Source organism: Pseudomonas sp. Yb2C2, assembly GCF_052112325.1.
In the GTDB taxonomy this organism is placed as follows: Bacteria; Pseudomonadota; Gammaproteobacteria; order Pseudomonadales; family Pseudomonadaceae; genus Aquipseudomonas; species Aquipseudomonas marginalis.
Genome location: NZ_JAVAJK010000003.1, coordinates 225,580 through 241,722, shown reverse-complemented (window position 1 = coordinate 241,722; position 16,143 = coordinate 225,580). Strand labels below are relative to the sequence as shown.

General features: G+C 62.1%; 14 protein-coding genes. 5 read left to right on the top strand and 9 right to left on the bottom strand.

Going from position 1 to position 16,143, the window contains the following annotated elements; genetic code table 11:
* Positions 1-43: 43 nt before the first annotated feature.
* Together Q8X51_RS05415 and Q8X51_RS05410 are read left to right on the top strand one after the other, a co-directional pair.
* Entirely contained in the window at positions 44-1,126 is a 1,083-nt protein-coding gene (locus tag Q8X51_RS05415; protein ID WP_065948384.1) for a catalase family peroxidase, read from the top strand.
* Positions 1,123-1,662 (top strand): cytochrome b, encoded by a 540-nt coding sequence (locus Q8X51_RS05410; RefSeq protein WP_065940125.1) that lies wholly within the window; start codon positions 1,123-1,125, stop codon positions 1,660-1,662. Before Q8X51_RS05415 ends, Q8X51_RS05410 begins: the two co-directional genes overlap by 4 nt.
* Positions 1,663-1,680: 18 nt before the next feature.
* Here the strand turns inward: Q8X51_RS05410 and Q8X51_RS05405 are convergent, their stop codons facing one another.
* A complete protein-coding gene (locus tag Q8X51_RS05405; RefSeq protein WP_065924125.1) occupies positions 1,681-2,832 on the bottom strand; it encodes a M14 family metallopeptidase in 1,152 nt (383 codons plus the stop codon).
* A gap of 463 nt (positions 2,833-3,295) precedes the next feature.
* The gene (locus tag Q8X51_RS05400) at positions 3,296-3,646 is read right to left on the bottom strand and encodes a DUF6124 family protein (protein WP_027606266.1); all 351 of its coding nucleotides are present in this window, start codon (positions 3,644-3,646) and stop codon (positions 3,296-3,298) included.
* Positions 3,647-3,777: 131 nt separating this feature from the next.
* On the opposite strand from Q8X51_RS05400, the gene Q8X51_RS05395 reads away from it, so the two are divergent.
* Positions 3,778-4,413: a LexA family protein gene (locus Q8X51_RS05395; protein ID WP_323147046.1), complete on the top strand. Its 636-nt coding sequence runs from the start codon at positions 3,778-3,780 to the stop codon at positions 4,411-4,413.
* Here the strand turns inward: Q8X51_RS05395 and Q8X51_RS05390 are convergent.
* The 4 genes from Q8X51_RS05390 to Q8X51_RS05375 form a co-directional block, all read right to left on the bottom strand.
* The gene (locus tag Q8X51_RS05390) at positions 4,410-6,335 is read right to left on the bottom strand and encodes an acetyl/propionyl/methylcrotonyl-CoA carboxylase subunit alpha (protein WP_323147045.1); all 1,926 of its coding nucleotides are present in this window, start codon (positions 6,333-6,335) and stop codon (positions 4,410-4,412) included. The two genes, Q8X51_RS05395 and Q8X51_RS05390, sit on opposite strands and share 4 nt — an antisense overlap.
* On the bottom strand, positions 6,332-7,138 hold the full coding sequence (locus tag Q8X51_RS05385; protein WP_027606269.1) for a gamma-carboxygeranoyl-CoA hydratase: 807 nt from the start codon (positions 7,136-7,138) through the stop codon (positions 6,332-6,334). Before Q8X51_RS05385 ends, Q8X51_RS05390 begins: the two co-directional genes overlap by 4 nt.
* A 133-nt stretch (positions 7,139-7,271) precedes the next feature.
* A complete protein-coding gene (locus tag Q8X51_RS05380; RefSeq protein ID WP_027606270.1) occupies positions 7,272-8,879 on the bottom strand; it encodes a carboxyl transferase domain-containing protein in 1,608 nt (535 codons plus the stop codon).
* Positions 8,880-8,890: 11 nt separating this feature from the next.
* Positions 8,891-10,054: an isovaleryl-CoA dehydrogenase gene (locus Q8X51_RS05375; protein ID WP_065924121.1), complete on the bottom strand. Its 1,164-nt coding sequence runs from the start codon at positions 10,052-10,054 to the stop codon at positions 8,891-8,893.
* 150 nt (positions 10,055-10,204) lie between these two features.
* On the opposite strand from Q8X51_RS05375, the gene Q8X51_RS05370 reads away from it, so the two are divergent.
* A complete protein-coding gene (locus Q8X51_RS05370; protein ID WP_407694128.1) occupies positions 10,205-11,836 on the top strand; it encodes an AMP-binding protein in 1,632 nt (543 codons plus the stop codon).
* 548 nt (positions 11,837-12,384) lie between these two features.
* On the opposite strand, the gene Q8X51_RS05365 is transcribed toward Q8X51_RS05370, so the two are convergent.
* The 3 genes from Q8X51_RS05365 to Q8X51_RS05355 form a co-directional block, all read right to left on the bottom strand.
* The gene (locus Q8X51_RS05365; protein ID WP_407694127.1) at positions 12,385-13,284 is read right to left on the bottom strand and encodes a hydroxymethylglutaryl-CoA lyase; all 900 of its coding nucleotides are present in this window, start codon (positions 13,282-13,284) and stop codon (positions 12,385-12,387) included.
* A 16-nt stretch (positions 13,285-13,300) separates the two neighbouring features.
* Positions 13,301-13,693 (bottom strand): MerR family transcriptional regulator, encoded by a 393-nt coding sequence (locus Q8X51_RS05360; RefSeq protein WP_027606274.1) that lies wholly within the window; start codon positions 13,691-13,693, stop codon positions 13,301-13,303.
* Between the two features lie 115 nt (positions 13,694-13,808).
* Entirely contained in the window at positions 13,809-14,744 is a 936-nt protein-coding gene (locus tag Q8X51_RS05355) for a LysR family transcriptional regulator (protein ID WP_027606275.1), read from the bottom strand.
* Positions 14,745-14,910: 166 nt separating this feature from the next.
* Here Q8X51_RS05355 and Q8X51_RS05350 point away from each other — a divergent pair, with 166 nt between their 5' ends.
* The gene (locus Q8X51_RS05350) at positions 14,911-16,140 is read left to right on the top strand and encodes an acyl-CoA dehydrogenase (protein WP_074847198.1); all 1,230 of its coding nucleotides are present in this window, start codon (positions 14,911-14,913) and stop codon (positions 16,138-16,140) included.
* The last annotated feature ends 3 nt before the right edge of the window (positions 16,141-16,143 follow it).

Below are 16,143 nucleotides of genomic sequence, written 5' to 3'. Positions count from 1 at the left end.
CTTATGGTTACCCCCAAAGGCCTTCAGGCCCTGGAGTCTGTTCATGGTAGATCACTCATCACCGCCACGTCCCCCGTTAAGCACGGCGAGCCTGATCGCACGACTTGCGGGAATTGGTGCCGTGGTTGCGGTTATGGCCGGGGCATTTGCCTACGTCAACGGCAGCCTCGACCCACAACGCCTGCGCCCGAAAACCCTGGTCAATGCCCTGGAAACCAACAACGGCGTGCACCCTGGATTCCGGCGTAACCATGCCAAGGGCGTGTGCGTGGCCGGGTACTTCGAAAGCAGTGCCGAGGCGCGTGCCTACTCCCGCGCCCAGGTGTTCAGCGCGGCCAGGACCCCATTGATCGGCCGCTTCGCCCTGCCCAGCGGCAACCCCTATGCGCCGGACAGCAGTGTACCGATCCGCAGCTTTGCCGTGCAGTTCAGCCTGGCCAACGGCCAGCAATGGCGTACCGGCATGAACAGCATGCCGGTGTTCCCGGTGGGCACGCCCGAGGCGTTCTACCAGATGCTCAAGGCCGGCGCGCCGGACCCGGCCACCGGCAAGCCGAACCCGGCGAATATGCCGGCGTTTTTTGCCGCACACCCTGAGGCGGCGCCATTCCTGGCGTGGGTCAAGACGGCCAGGCCATCGGCCAGTTATGCGACCGAAACCTATAACGGTATCAACGCGTTTTATTTGGTGAGTGCCGAGGGCAAGCGCCAGGCCGTGCGTTGGGGCGTAGTGCCCCAGAGTCAGGATGCAAAGGGGGAGACCGCACCGATGGGCGCCGACTTTCTGGAGAAAGACCTGGTGCAACGCCTGGCCACAGGGCCGTTGCGTTGGCAGTTGAACATGACCCTGGCCAACCCCGGCGACCCGCTGGAGGACGCGAGCAAACCCTGGACCGGTGAGCACAAGGTGTTGAATGCCGGCACCCTGGTGCTGCAAAGCAGCCAGCCCCAGGCCGACGGCGATTGTCGCGACATCAATTTCGATCCGTTGATCTTGCCCAGCGGCATCGAAGCCTCCAATGACCCGCTGCTGGCTGCACGTTCGGCGGCGTATGCCAGTTCGTACCTGCGCCGTGCCGGTGAAGTCAGCCCCTTGCACAGTGCCCCAGCGGAGTCGAAGCCATGAATGCCCAACCACGGTTTTTTGCCCCCCTGGCGCGCCTGCTGCACTGGTTGATGGCGCTGATGGTCATCGCCATGTTGTTTATCGGCGCAGGCCTGGCGGCGTCAGTGTCGGAGCGGCATGAGTGGTTGATCCACCTGCACAAGCCGCTGGGGATCGCGATCCTGGTGCTGGTGATCGTGCGCCTGGCGGTGCGCTTCTCCACCCGCCAGCCGCCGTTGCCGTCTGACTTACCGCTGTGGCAAGTGCTGGCGGCCAAGGCGTCCCATCTGGTCTTGTATGGGTTGATGCTGGTGTTGCCGCTGCTGGGCTGGGCGATGATTTCGGCGGCGGGCGACCCGGTGATGCTCAGCAGTTCGGTGCAGTTGCCGGCGCTGGTGGCGGCGGATGCGCCGCTGTTTGCGCTATTGCGCAAGGCCCATGGTTATCTGGCCTACCTGCTGTTCCTGACGGTACTGCTGCACCTGGCGGCGGCGCTGTTCCATGGGTTGATTCGGCGCGATGGTGTGTTGCAGAGCATGACCGGCACCAAGGACTGATGCCGGGGGCCAGGGGCGTTAGCGCAGGACCGTGACGATATCGGCCACGGTGCTCAAGACGTCCTTGGCCAGCTGTTTGGAGCGTTCGCCTGACCAACCGGTTTTCGGGTTGGGGGCGTCATCGTTGTCCTTGAACGGCATTTCCAGGGTCAGGGACAGGCAGTCGTATTGCTCGCCGACGGCATTGCAGGCCAGGGTCATATTGGCTTCGCCCGGCAAGTCGCGGGTGTAGCCGTGGGTGGTTTGGAAGTCACGGGTCAGCGAACTCAAATGGCTGCGGAAGCGTTTTTCCAGCGCTTCGATACGCGGGGTGTAGCCGGGGTTGCCTTCGCAGGCAGCGGTGAACACGTAGGGGATTTCTTCGTCGCCGTGAATATCGAGGAACAGGTCGACACCGTACTGCTGCATTTGCTGTTGCACGAACAGCACTTCCGGGCTGATCTCCTGGCTGGCGCTTTGCCAGGCGCGATTGAGGTCCTGGCCCATGGCGTTGGTGCGCAGGTGACCGTGGAAGGCGCCGTCGGGGTTCATGTTCGGCACCAGGTACAGGTCGGCAACGGCCAGGAGCTTTTTCATCTCGGCATCGCCATCCTGTTGCAGGCGTTCGATGATGCCCTCCATGAACCATTCGGCCATGTGTTCGCCGGGGTGCTGCTGGGCAATGATCCAGACATTGCGTCGGCCTTCGCCGCCTTTGCCACGTCGCAACAGTTGAATATCGCGGCCCTCGACACTTTTGCCGGTGGCCAGCAGTTGGGTGCCGGCGTACTTCAGGGCCTGGTCGATCAGCCAGTTGTGGCGTTCGCGACTGTAGGGCTCGAAGTAGGCCAACCAGGCATGCTTCTCACGGGTTTCTAGGCTGATGTGCAGGATCTCGCCGTCAAAGCGAGTGGGGACTCGGAACCAGTTGACGTGATCATAGGACGCGACAGCGTTATAGCCGCTCCAGGCGTGCTTATACGAAGAGCCACCGGCGTTGCTCAGGCGAAAGTTATGGGTGTGGCCCACGTGCATGCCTTCGGCTTTGAAGTGGAACCATTGGTAATGGTGGCTGCGGGTATCGGGTTGGATGGCCAGCAGCAGCTGGTAGGCGTCGCTGGCGTCGAGCACCTGGATATTGCCACTGTCGAAGTCGGTGCTGATCTTGATGGAGGTCAAGGCCACGGTCATAGTCTGGTTGCCTGAATATGAGTGTTGTGGCGGCTATATTACACAGGAGTTTGGTAAAGCCTGGATGCAAAATTGTTGCGGGGAGGGGGGCGTCGTCCGTGACGCCGCCGCAGCTTAGAATCTATGAGATTGATTCTCAAGCGCTATTTCGCAGAGATGTGCGCTGGAGCACTGGACTGGCTTTCTTTTGGCGATGGTCTTTTGCTACCATGCGCGCCATCAAGCAACACACAGTCTTCATTAGCCTGAAGCCATGCCAGGGAAACTGGCAAAAAAAAGACCCGGCCAAAGAGCCGGGTCAAAAACCGTGATTAGCCTGATGAGGAGATATTCCAAGAGTCCGACCTAAGGTCCCTTGGTCTATCGACTGATCTCGCGATCAGCTGGGTCCAATAATAATCATTATCATTTGCAAGTCAAATGTTTTTATCCATGGGATAGAAATATTTTTCTTTCGCGGTTGTTATCCGTTCGCCCGAACCTCCGGTGCCCGCAACGACCGCTCGACCATCGCCTTCGCCATATCAATCAAATACACCACTGAAAACGCCAGGTCTCGCTGGTTGCCCTGATGGCTGCTCGCTGATTCGTAGGCCGTGGCGGCGGCACTGCGCAACAGGTCCGAGGCGTGCACCAGGGCTTCCTCCTGGCTGATGCCGGGCTTGATGGCGAAAAAGCTGTCATCCGGGACGGGTGCTGACATATTTTCTTTCAAGTAGAAGTCCAAGGCACGCTGGGCAGCACCGCTGCTGCGCAGGCCTTGAACGTCATCGTTTTCGGGTGTTTCAGGCAGGGGATACGGGCTCGTCGTCATAAGGGGCGGTACTCTGGGTGGGTGTCGAAAACCTTATGCTCGATGATAGTACGTATCGTATTTATGTCGTTTTATGGATTACTACAAACTGTTTATTGCCCTGGAAACTGGCTGACGTATTGTCGGCGGCCATGGATAAATGGATAGCATTGGTCAAGGCCAACATGAAAGACCGCGAGGTCACCCAGGGTGAGCTGGCTGAACGCTTGGGCATGTCCCAGGGTGGCGTTGGGCACTGGCTCAACAAGCGCCGCGTGCCGAGCCTGGCGGATATGAACCGGGTGCTGGCGGAGCTGGGGCTGGGCGACCTGGAAGTGGTGCAGGAGCTGCGCGAGAAGGCCGACGAAGTCCGTGGCCCGGCAAAACAATACACGTCGTATTTTCGCTACCCGGTCAGCGAGTGGAAAGGCCTGGGCGAAACGCGCGAAGAGCGCCCGGCCTATGGCGCCGCACGCTTCGAACCGACGGATTACCACGCCCGGGGAGACGCCTTCTGGCTGCCGGTGACAGGTGACGCCATGACCGCGCTCAGCGGCCCGAGCATCGCAGCGGGGATGATGATCCTGGTGGATCCGGCCATCGCCGCCGAACCCGGCAAACTGGTAGTCGCCCAACGGGCCGGCAGCACCCAGGCGACCTTCCGCCAGTTGCTGGAAGAGAGCGGCCAGCTCTACCTGGTGCCGCTCAACCCCACCTACCCGAAACTGCTGTTCACCGCTGATTGCCGCATCCTCGGCGTCGTCGTGCAGGCCACGGTGAAGTTCTAGTCCTCCGTTTCGAGCTCCACCAACGCACACCCTTCGGCAACCATTTCGCCCTCCTGGCAGAACAGCGCCTTGACTACCCCGGCCTGGGGCGCGCGGATACTGTGCTCCATCTTCATCGCCTCGAGCACCACCAGTTGCGTGCCGGCCTCGACCGTTTGGCCGACGTCCACCAGTACCCGCACGATGCTGCCGTTCATCGGTGCCGTGAGGCCGCCCTGGTGCGACTGGCTGGCCTCGACTGCGGCAATCGGATCGAACAGGCTGACGCCCTGCATCTCGCCGTCCCAACGCAGGAAAACCGTGTGCTCGTTGCGCACTGCCAGATGTGAACGACGGACGCCCTGGTGTTCGATCACTAACTGTTCGCCCTGCAATGTCGCGGCGTCGGCGGCCAGTGTCACCAGGCGGTCCTGGCCATTGCAGCTCAAGTGCAGCGAGACCTCGGCGGGCAGCCCCGCACGGAATCCACCGGTGTCCGCCCATGGCCCGTCACCCGCAGGCAAGCTCTGCATGAAGGCCGAACCCGCAGCCTGCCAGAACGCATCGCTCAGCGTCCCGGCCACCGGCAGCAGATCCTCCTGATAGCGCGGAATGAATCCGGTATCCAACTCGGCCGCCGCAAATGCCGGATGACCAATAATGCGCCGCAGGAAGCCCAGGTTGGTCTTCAGCCCACCCACGGCAAACTCGTCGAGCATGCTCAGCAAGCGCAGGCGTGCCTGTTCACGGTCCTCACCCCAGGCAATCAGCTTGCCGAGCATCGGGTCGTAGAACGGCGACACGTCGTCTCCTTGCTCGACACCACTGTCCACGCGGCGCCCCGGGCCCGGCCCGGACTCGCGATACAGCGCCAGGTGCCCGGTGGCGGGCAGGAAGTCGTTGGCCGGGTCTTCGGCGTACAAACGCACTTCAATCGCATGGCCGATCAGCGGCACCTGCTCCTGGGTGATCGGCAGCGCCTCGCCCTGGGCGACGCGAATCTGCCAGGCCACCAGGTCCAGGCCGGTAATCGCTTCGGTGACTGGGTGCTCCACCTGCAGCCGGGTGTTCATCTCCATGAAGAAAAACTCGCCGCGCGCATCCAGCAAGAACTCCACCGTGCCCGCACCGACATAACCGATGGCCTGGGCCGCACGCACCGCCGCTTCGCCCATGGCCTTGCGCTGTGCAACGCTCAGCCCCGGCGCCGGGGCTTCCTCGACGACCTTTTGGTGGCGGCGTTGGATCGAGCAATCCCGCTCATTGAGGTACAAACAATGCCCGTGCTGATCGGCAAACACCTGGATCTCTACGTGGCGTGGCTTGAGCAGGTATTTCTCCACCAGCATCTGCCCATTGCCGAAGGACGACAGCGCCTCACGCTGGGCCGAGGCCAGGGCGTCGGCGAGTTGGCTGACATCCTCCACCACCTTCATGCCCTTGCCGCCGCCGCCGGCCGTGGCTTTGAGCAGTACCGGATAGCCGATGCGCTCACAGGCGGCGCGGAAGGTTTCCAGGTCCTGTTCTGTGCCGTGATATCCCGGCACCAGGGGCACGCCGGCGGTTTCCATCAGGGCCTTGGCGGCGGACTTACTGCCCATGGCGTCGATGGCCGAGGCGGGCGGCCCGAGGAAGATCAGGCCCGCCGCCTCGATCGCACGGGCAAACCCGGCGTTTTCCGACAGGAAGCCGTAGCCTGGGTGAATGGCCTGGGCACCGCTGGCCTGGGCGGCGGCGATCAGTTTGTCGATTTGCAGGTAGCTCTCGGTGGCCTTGCTGCCCCCCAGGTCGACACGAATATCCGCCTCGCGGCTGTGTCGCGCATCACGGTCGACGGCGCTATGCACCGCCACGGTGGTCAGGCCCATGGCCTTGGCGGTGCGCATCACCCGGCAGGCAATCTCGCCGCGGTTGGCCACCAGTACGGTGGTCAGCGTGCTCATGAACGCGGCTCCTGGGGTTGCCAGCTGGGTGGGCGTTTTTGCAAAAAAGCGCGCAAACCTTCCTGGCCTTCGGCGCTGACACGGATGCGTGCAATGGCATTTTCGCAATAGCGGCGCAGGGCAGGGGTGAGCGCGCCGTTACCGACTTCACGCAGCAGGTCCTTGCTGGCGCGCATCGCCGCCGGGCTGTTATGCAGCAGGTGGGTGATCCACTGTTCCACCTGTTGGTCCAGTTCGCCAATCGGGTAGCTTTCCGCCAGCAGGCCGATTTCCCGTGCACGCTGGCCGCCAAAGCGCTCGGCGGTCAGGGCATAGCGCCGCGCCGCCCGTTCGCCGATGGCCTGCACCACGAACGGGCTGATCACGGCCGGGGCCAGGCCGATGCGCACTTCCGACAGGCAAAACTGCGCGTCATCGGCGCCGATGGCCATGTCGCAGCAACTGATCAGGCCCAGCGCGCCACCGTAGGCCGCGCCTTGCACCACCGCCAGGGTGGGGATTTTCAGCTTGGCCAGGTTGTACATCAGCTCCGCCAGTTCGCGGGCGTCGTCCAGGTTGGTGTGGTAATCCAGTTCGGCCGACTGCTGCATCCAGGCCAGGTCGGCACCGGCGCTGAAGTGCCTGCCGCGCCCACGCAGGACCAGGAAACGCAGGGACGCATCACCTTGCACATGGTCGAGGGCGATGATCAGTTCGCGGATCATCTCGGCGTTGAACGCGTTGTTCTTGGCTTCTCGGCTGAGCCACAGGGTGGCAAAGCCACGGCTGTCGGTGATCAGTTCGAGGGTGTTGAAATCGCTCATGCAAGGAGCTCCATGATGATGAGAGGTCTCCTGTAGGAGCGAGCTTGCTCGCGAAAAACGTCCAGGCAACGCGTTCATCCAGAATGCTCGCGTTATCGTTAACGACCTTCGCGAGCAAGCTCGCTCCTACAGGTTACATGCGGAACACGCCGAAGCGGCTCGGCTCGATGGGGGCATTCAGCGCGGCGGACAAGGCCAGGGCCAGCACATCGCGGGTCTGCATCGGGTCGATGACGCCGTCGTCCCACAGGCGTGCGCTGGAGTAATAAGGGTGACCCTGGGTTTCGTACTGGTCGAGGATCGGCTGCTTGATCGCCGCTTCCTCTTCAGCGCTGAAGCCGACGCCTGCCCGTTCAGCCTGCTCACGCTTGACCTGCACCAGCACGCCCGCAGCCTGTTCGGCGCCCATCACGCCAATCCGCGCGTTGGGCCACATCCACAAAAAGCGCGGATCATAGGCGCGGCCGCACATGCCGTAGTTGCCGGCGCCGAAGCTGCCGCCGATGATCACCGTGAATTTCGGCACCTTGGCGCACGCCACCGCGGTCACCAGCTTGGCGCCGTGCTTGGCGATGCCACCGGCTTCGTATTTCTGGCCGACCATAAACCCAGTGATGTTCTGCAGGAACAGCAGGGGAATCCCGCGTTGGCAGGCCAGCTCGATAAAGTGCGCGCCTTTTTGCGCGGCTTCGGCGAACAGAATCCCGTTGTTCGCCAGGATCGCAATCGGGTAGCCGTGCACATGCGCGAAGCCGCACACCAGGGTGGTGCCGAACAGCGCCTTGAACTCATCGAACACCGAGCCATCCACCAGCCGTGCGATCACTTCGCGTACATCGAACGGCTGCTTGGCATCGGCCGGGATCACGCCGTAGAGCTCTTCGCTGCTGTACAGCGGCGCCACGGGCGTGCGTTGCAGCAATTGGCCCTGCTTGCGCCAATTGAGGTTGGCCACGCTACGGCGGGCCAGGGCCAGGGCGTGTTCGTCACTGTCGGCATAGTGGTCGGCCACGCCGGATATCCTGCAGTGCACATCGGCACCGCCGAGGTCTTCGGCACTGACCACTTCACCGGTAGCGGCCTTTACCAGCGGCGGGCCGGCCAGGAAGATGGTGGCTTGGTTGCGCACCATGATCGCTTCGTCGGCCATGGCCGGCACGTAGGCGCCACCGGCGGTGCACGAGCCCATCACCACGGCGATCTGCGGGATGCCCTGGGCACTCATGTTGGCCTGGTTGAAGAAGATCCGCCCGAAGTGTTCGCGGTCAGGAAACACTTCATCCTGGCGCGGCAGGTTGGCGCCGCCGGAGTCCACCAGGTAGATGCACGGCAGACGGTTCTGCTCGGCGATGGTCTGGGCGCGCAGGTGTTTTTTCACCGTGAGCGGGTAGTAGGAGCCGCCTTTTACCGTGGCGTCGTTGGCGACGATCATGCATTCGACGCCTTCCACGCGGCCGATGCCGGCGATCACGCCGGCGGCAGGCACGTCTTCGCCATACACCTGATGGGCGGCCAGTTGGCTGAGTTCAAGGAACGGCGAGCCCGGGTCCAGCAGGCGATTGATGCGCTCGCGCGGCAGCAGTTTGCCGCGTGAGGTGTGGCGTTCCTGGGCCTTGGCGCCGCCGCCTTGCTGCACGTGGGCGAGCAGGGTATGCAGGGCGTCGACCTGTTGGCGCATCGCCGCGCTGTTGCTGGCGAACTCCGCTGAGCGTGGGTTGAGCTGGGTGTGCAAGGTGGCCATGGGGCGCTCCTTCAGCGGGTTTCGTTGAAGAGTTCGCGACCGATCAGCATCCGCCGAATCTCACTGGTGCCGGCGCCGATTTCATACAGCTTGGCGTCCCGCAGCAGGCGCCCGGCGGGGAATTCATTGATGTAGCCATTGCCGCCGAGGATCTGGATCGCGTCGAGGGCCATTTGCGTGGCGCGTTCGGCGCTGTACAGGATCACCCCGGCCGCATCCTTGCGCGTGGTTTCGCCGCGTTCGCAGGCCTGGGCCACCGCGTAGAGGTAGGCGCGGCTGGCGTTGAGCTGGGTGTACATGTCGGCGACCTTGCCCTGGATCAGCTGGAACTCGCCGATGCTTTGGCCGAACTGCTTGCGATCGTGGATGTAGGGCACGATCAGGTCCATGCACGCCTGCATGATCCCGGTGGGGCCGCCGGACAGCACCACGCGCTCGTAATCGAGGCCGCTCATCAGCACTTTCACACCGCCGTTGAGCACGCCGAGGATGTTTTCTTCCGGCACTTCGACGTCATCGAAAAACAGCTCGCAGGTGTTGGAGCCACGCATGCCGAGCTTGTCGAACTTGTTGCTGCGGCTGAAGCCTTTCCAGTCGCGCTCGACGATAAACGCGGTGATGCCGTGGGGGCCCTTTTCCAGGTCGGTCTTGGCGTAGATCACATAGGTGCTGGCATCGGGGCCGTTGGTGATCCAGGTCTTGCTGCCGTTGAGCACGTAGTGGTCGCCGTGTTTGTCGGCGCGCAGTTTCATCGAGACTACATCGGAACCGGCGTTGGGTTCGCTCATGGCCAGGGCGCCGACGTGTTCGCCGCTGATCAGTTTGGGCAGGTACTTGAGTTTCTGTTCGTGAGTACCGTTGCGGTTGATCTGGTTCACACACAGGTTGGAGTGGGCGCCGTAGGACAACGCCACCGAGGCCGAGCCACGGCTGATTTCTTCCATGCTCACCACGTGGGCCAGGTAGCCCAGGCCGGCGCCGCCGTATTCTTCCGGTACGGTGATGCCCAGCAGGCCCATATCCCCGAACTTGCGCCACAGGTCGGCGGGGAACAGGTTGTCGATGTCGATCTGTGCCGCACGGGGCGCGATTTCCTTGGCCACGAAGGACTGCACCTGGTCGCGCAGCATGTCGATGGTTTCACCGAGGGCGAAGTTCAGGGACGGGTAACTCATGGACAGGCACCTTAATGTGAGCTTTGTTGTTGTGTGGATGGCGCGCCAGGGAAGGGCGCTCACCTTTACGTTAACGTAAGCTTGCGTTACGGTGCTGTCAATCGTAGTTTACGTTTACGTCAACCTACAAAAAAGACAACCGGGGTCGTTATGGATCAACTGCATCCGAGCTACAGCCGTGGCTCCCAGGACAAGGCGTTGCTGGCCATGACCATTGGCCAGGCCTTCGATCACACCGTGGCGCAATACCCCGATGGCGAAGCCCTTGTGGTGCGCCATCAGCAGCGTCGCTACACCTGGCGGCAACTGGCCGAGACCGTCGATGTGCATGCCCGCGCGTTCCTGGCCTTGGGTATGCAGACCGGCGATCGCCTGGGCATCTGGGCGCCCAATTGCGCCGAGTGGTGCATCAGCCAGATCGCCAGCGCCAAGATTGGTGTGATCCTGGTCAATATCAACCCGGCGTACCGCAGCAGTGAACTGGACTACGTGCTCAAGCAGTCCGGCTGCGAGTGGCTGGTGTGCGCCGGCGCGTTCAAGACCTCCGACTACCACGCGATGTTGCAGGCATTGCAGCCTGATCTGCGCGGCATGATCAGCCTCGACCCCAGCCCGCCCCCGGGCTTCCTGCCCTGGTCGGAACTGGCGGCCCTCGGTGCGGGCCTGCCGCCCGAGCAGCTGCACAGCCGTCAGGCCAGCCTGCACTTCGATCAAGCCGTCAATATCCAGTACACCTCCGGCACCACGGGGTTCCCCAAGGGCGCCACCCTCAGTCATCACAACATCCTCAATAACGGCTATATGGTCGGCGAAAGCCTGGGCCTCACCGCGCAAGACCGCCTGGTGATCCCGGTGCCGCTGTACCACTGCTTCGGCATGGTGATGGGCAACCTGGGCTGCATTACCCATGGCACCACCATGATCTACCCGAATGACGGCTTCGATCCGCTGCTGACCCTCACCGCCGTCGCCGAAGAACGTGCCACTGGCCTGTACGGCGTGCCCACGATGTTTATTGCCTTGCTTGATCACCCACGCCGGGGCGAGTTCGAGCTGTCCACCCTGCGCACCGGCATCATGGCCGGCGCCACGTGCCCCATCGAGGTGATGCGCCGGGTCATCGGCGAATTGCACATGGGCGAGGTGCAGATTGCCTACGGCATGACCGAGACCAGCCCCGTGTCCCTGCAAACCGGCGCGGATGACGATCTGGAGCGTCGCGTGACCACCGTCGGCCGCACCCAGCCGCAACTGGAAAGCAAGATCATCGATGAAGCCGGTAACACGCTGCCCCGTGGCCAGGTCGGCGAACTGTGCACCCGTGGCTACAGCGTGATGCTCGGCTACTGGAACAACCCCGACGGCACCCGCGAGGCCATCGACGCTGCGGGCTGGATGCACACCGGCGACCTGGCCACCATGGATGCCCACGGCTATGTGTGCATCGCCGGGCGCAACAAGGACATGATCATTCGCGGTGGCGAAAACGTGTACCCGCGCGAGGTGGAAGAGTTTTTCTTCACCCATCCGGCGGTGGCCGATGTGCAGGTCATCGGCATTCCGGACGAGCGTTACGGCGAGGAGATCGTGGCCTGGGTCAAGCTACATCCCGGCCATGTGGCCAGCGAACTGGAGCTGCAGGCCTGGTGCAAGGGCCGCATCGCGCACTTCAAGACGCCCAGGTACTTCAAGTTCGTGGAGGAGTTTCCGATGACGGTGACGGGCAAGATCCAGAAATTCCGCATGCGCGAGATCTCGATCGAAGAGCTGGGGGCAGGGTAGGGTTAAAGGCCAGAAAGCACAAAGGGGACCCGAAGGTCCCCTTTAATTTGTCGTTGCGTGCTCTTTTTTTATTATTGAGGGGCGGTCTATTGTTGTTTTTGGCAACCGTTACCCTTTACCGCTGTTTTTGGCGACCCCCATCCGGGGTCAAGAGCAAACGTATTTTTTTGAGCGCTGATCTGCTTCTTCGTTAACGATCCAACCAGTGGGTAGCTACCTGAGGTAGTTTTATTTTTCTCTAACCGGTTGCGGGTCTCGGCATGCCGTACCCTGCGAAGCACATCTTCTCCAAAAAAATCTGTTAGCTGCGTCTCTGCCGTGTTGTTTTTGTTATGTCAGAGTCGTTTCGTCTTATTTTTATTAGGTTTGGCGCTTTTTATTCTTGTTATGCCATAGAGATAGCAGAAGGCGTGCCAACTTTTAAAATCCATTTAAAATCAATAAGTTAATTTTTTAGTAGGGTTTGGCCTACAGAAAATACGACAAAATATGTTCCCGTGTTACTCGATGTGTAGCCGTGCGGTAACACATTGTCACGGCTACGCTACTCAACCGGCTGTCCGCGCCTTGGCTACGCGCGAGCCGGTAGGGCGGCCGAGGACATGGCTGATTTGCAGGCCCGCGCGAATCAATGCGTCCAGGTCGATGCCGGTGTCGATCCCGAGGCCATTGAGCAGGTACAGCACATCTTCGGTGGCGACGTTACCGCTGGCGCCCTTGGCATAGGGGCAGCCGCCGAGGCCTGAAATAGAGCTGTCGAATACCGTGATGCCTTCCAGCAGGCCGGCATAGATATTGGCGATGGCCTGGCCATAGGTGTCATGGAAGTGGCCCGCCAGTTTGTCCCGTGGCACCTGCGCGCCGACCACCTCGAACAGCCGCCGCGTGGTGCCCGCCGTGCCGGTGCCGATGGTGTCGCCCAGGGACACCTCGTAGCAGCCCATGGCATACAACTCCCGCGCGACCGCCGCCACCTGTTCCGGCGCAATCTCACCTTCGTAAGGGCAACCCAACACACAGGACACATAGCCGCGCACGCTGATGCCGTGCTGCCTGGCCGCCGTCATGATCGGCGCAAAACGCTCCAGGCTTTCGCTGATGGAACAGTTGATATTGCGCTGGGAAAACGCCTCGGAGGCTGCGGCAAACACCGCCACTTCCTTCACGCCCGCCTCCAGCGCGTCCTCGAAACCACGCAGGTTTGGCGCCAGCGCACCGTAGGTTACACCGGGCTTGCGCTGGATTTGCGCGAACACGTCGGCGGAACCGGCCATTTGCGGCACCCACTTGGGCGAGACAAAACTGCCGACTTCGATATAGCTCAGGCCTGCCGCGCTGAGGGCATCCACCAATTGGACCTTGTCGGCCACGCTGATGGGCTGGGCTTCGTTCTGCAAGCCGTCGCGCGGGCCGACTTCCACCAGGCGCACATGGGAGGGGAGGGACATGGCAGCTACCTTCTGATCAATGGCCAACCTGGCCCATGGTTTGCGCCAGGGCCTGGGTGCAACGCTCTTCGGCGGTGTCCAGCTCCAGCTTCATTTGTTCGATATCCAGCAGTTGCTGTTCCAACTGCTCACGGCGCTCGGCGATCTTGGCCAGCATGCTGTTGAGTTGGATCTGGTTGCCGCCGGTGGGGTCGTAGAGTTCGATCAGCTCACGGCACTCGGCCAGGGAAAAACCGATGCGTTTGCCCCGCAGGATCAGCTTGAGGCTGACCTTGTCCCGCGCCGAATAAATGCGCTCCTGCCCCCGGCGTTCCGGGGCCAGCAGGCCTTGTTCTTCATAGAAGCGAATGGCGCGGGTGGTGATGTCGAGCTCGCGGGCGAGGTCGGAGATGCTGTAGGTCGTGCTCATGGGGGCGCTCAAGAAGGTCTTGGCGCTAAGCTAATGGCAGGTTGACGTAAACGTCAAGGGCCGCTGCGCAGCCCATCGGGGGCAAGCCCCCTGCCACAGGGGGCGTTTTTCAGCCTCAGGCCTGTTGTTTGTCCAGCTTCTTCTCGTGGGCGGTGACTTGCTGGCACAACTCGATCATCTGCTCGCGCATCCAGCGGTTGGCCGGGTCCTGGTCGGTGCTTTCATGCCAGTACAGGTGGGTTTCCACCGGTGGCACGTCGTTGACCGGCAGGTTGAACCAATGCAGCTCATGGCGGCGGGCGAAACGTTCGGGCACGGTCATGACCATGTCGGTCTGCTGCAACACTTGCGAGGCCATCAGGTAATGCTGGGAGCGCAGGGCGATCTTGCGCTGGATGCCCATCTTGCCCAGGGCCAGGTCGACATGGCCCAAGCCGTTGCGGCGGCTGGAGATATGGATATGGGTCAGCGACAGGTAGTCATCCAGGGTGAACTTGTCCTTGCCCGCCATGGGATGGCCCTTGCGCATGGCGCACACGTAGCGGTCTTCCATCAGCTTGACGTGGCGTACCTGCGGGTCGGTGTTGAGCGGCGCGTCCACGGCAAAATCCAGGCGCCCGGCCGCCAGTTCCTTGGTGGTCTCGCGGCGTTTGGAGAGGAAACTCTCGATCACCACGGTGGGTGCCAGGCGGCGCAGGCGTTGGAACAGCAGCGGCAGAATCACCGCTTCGGTGAGGTCGGTCATGCTGATGCGGTAGGTCTTGGCCGCCTGCTGCGGGTTGAAGATGCGGCTTTCCTGCACCGACACCCGCAGCAACGACAGCGCATTGCGCACCGGGCCGATGATGTTCTGCGCCATCGGTGTGGGCACCATGCCTTGGGCGGTGCGCACGAACAGCGGGTCGTTGAACGTCTCGCGCAGGCGCGCCAGGGCGTTTGACACCGCCGGCTGGGTGATGCCGACAATCTGCCCGGCGCGGGTCAGGTTGGCTTCGGTGTAGATCGCGTCGAAGACGATAAAGAGGTTGAGGTCGACCTTGCTCAGATTCATTGGGTTGCGCTCTTATTATTAGGTGGCGATTTGTTACGTACTCATACGTCGATCATATATCGGTGATGAATGTTAATACACGCCGAGAATAGGCTAGGTAAATTATCAGCGCTGTTCTAGCATCGATTGCATGACCTAAACAACCTCTCAAAGAAGGGAGCTGCTCATGGATTTCGCCTATTCGCCCAAGGTTCAGGAACTGCGTGAACGTGTTACAGCGTTCATGGACGCTTACGTTTACCCGGCCGAGCCGGTGTTCGAACGCCAGGTCAGCGAAGGCGACCGCTGGCAGCCCACCGCCATCATGGAAGAGCTGAAGGCCCGGGCGAAAGCCGAAGGCCTGTGGAACCTGTTCCTGCCCGAGTCCGAACTGGGCGCCGGCCTGACCAACCTTGAATACGCCCCCCTGGCCGAGATCATGGGCCGCTCGCTGCTGGGGCCGGAACCGTTCAACTGCTCCGCCCCCGACACCGGCAACATGGAAGTGCTGGTGCGCTACGCCAACGAAGAGCAGAAACAACGCTGGCTCGAACCGCTGCTGCGCGGTGAGATCCGTTCGGCCTTCGCCATGACCGAGCCCGATGTCGCCTCCTCGGATGCCACCAACATGGCCGCCCGCGCCGAGCGCCAGGGCGACGAGTGGGTGATCAACGGCAAGAAATGGTGGACCTCCGGCGCCTGCGACCCGCGCTGCAAGATCCTGATCTTCATGGGCCTGAGTAACCCGGATGCACCGCGCCACCAGCAGCACTCGATGATCCTGGTGCCGGTGGACGCCCCCGGCGTGAAAATCGTACGCCCGCTGCCGGTGTTCGGCTACGACGATGCGCCCCACGGCCACGCCGAAGTGCTGTTCGACAATGTCCGCGTGCCATACGAAAACGTACTGCTGGGTGAAGGCCGAGGCTTCGAGATTGCCCAAGGCCGCCTTGGCCCCGGCCGTATCCACCACTGCATGCGCTCCATCGGCATGGCCGAGCGCGCGCTGGAACTGATGTGCAAACGCTCCGTCAGCCGCACCGCGTTCGGCAAGCCTTTGGCGCGCCTGGGCGGCAATATCGACAAGATCGCCGACTCACGCATGGACATCGACATGGCGCGCCTGCTGACCTTGAAAGCGGCGTACATGATGGACACCGTGGGCAATAAAGTGGCGAAAAGTGAAATCGCCCAGATCAAGGTGGTGGCGCCGAACGTGGCGTTGAAGGTGATCGACCGCGCGATCCAGATCCACGGCGGCGCCGGCGTCTCCAACGACTTCCCGCTGGCCTACATGTACGCCATGCAACGCACCCTGCGCCTGGCCGACGGCCCGGACGAAGTGCACCGCGCGGCCATCGGCAAGTTCGAGATCGGCAAGTATGTGCCTAAAGAGTTGATGCGCGGCGGGCAGTAACAC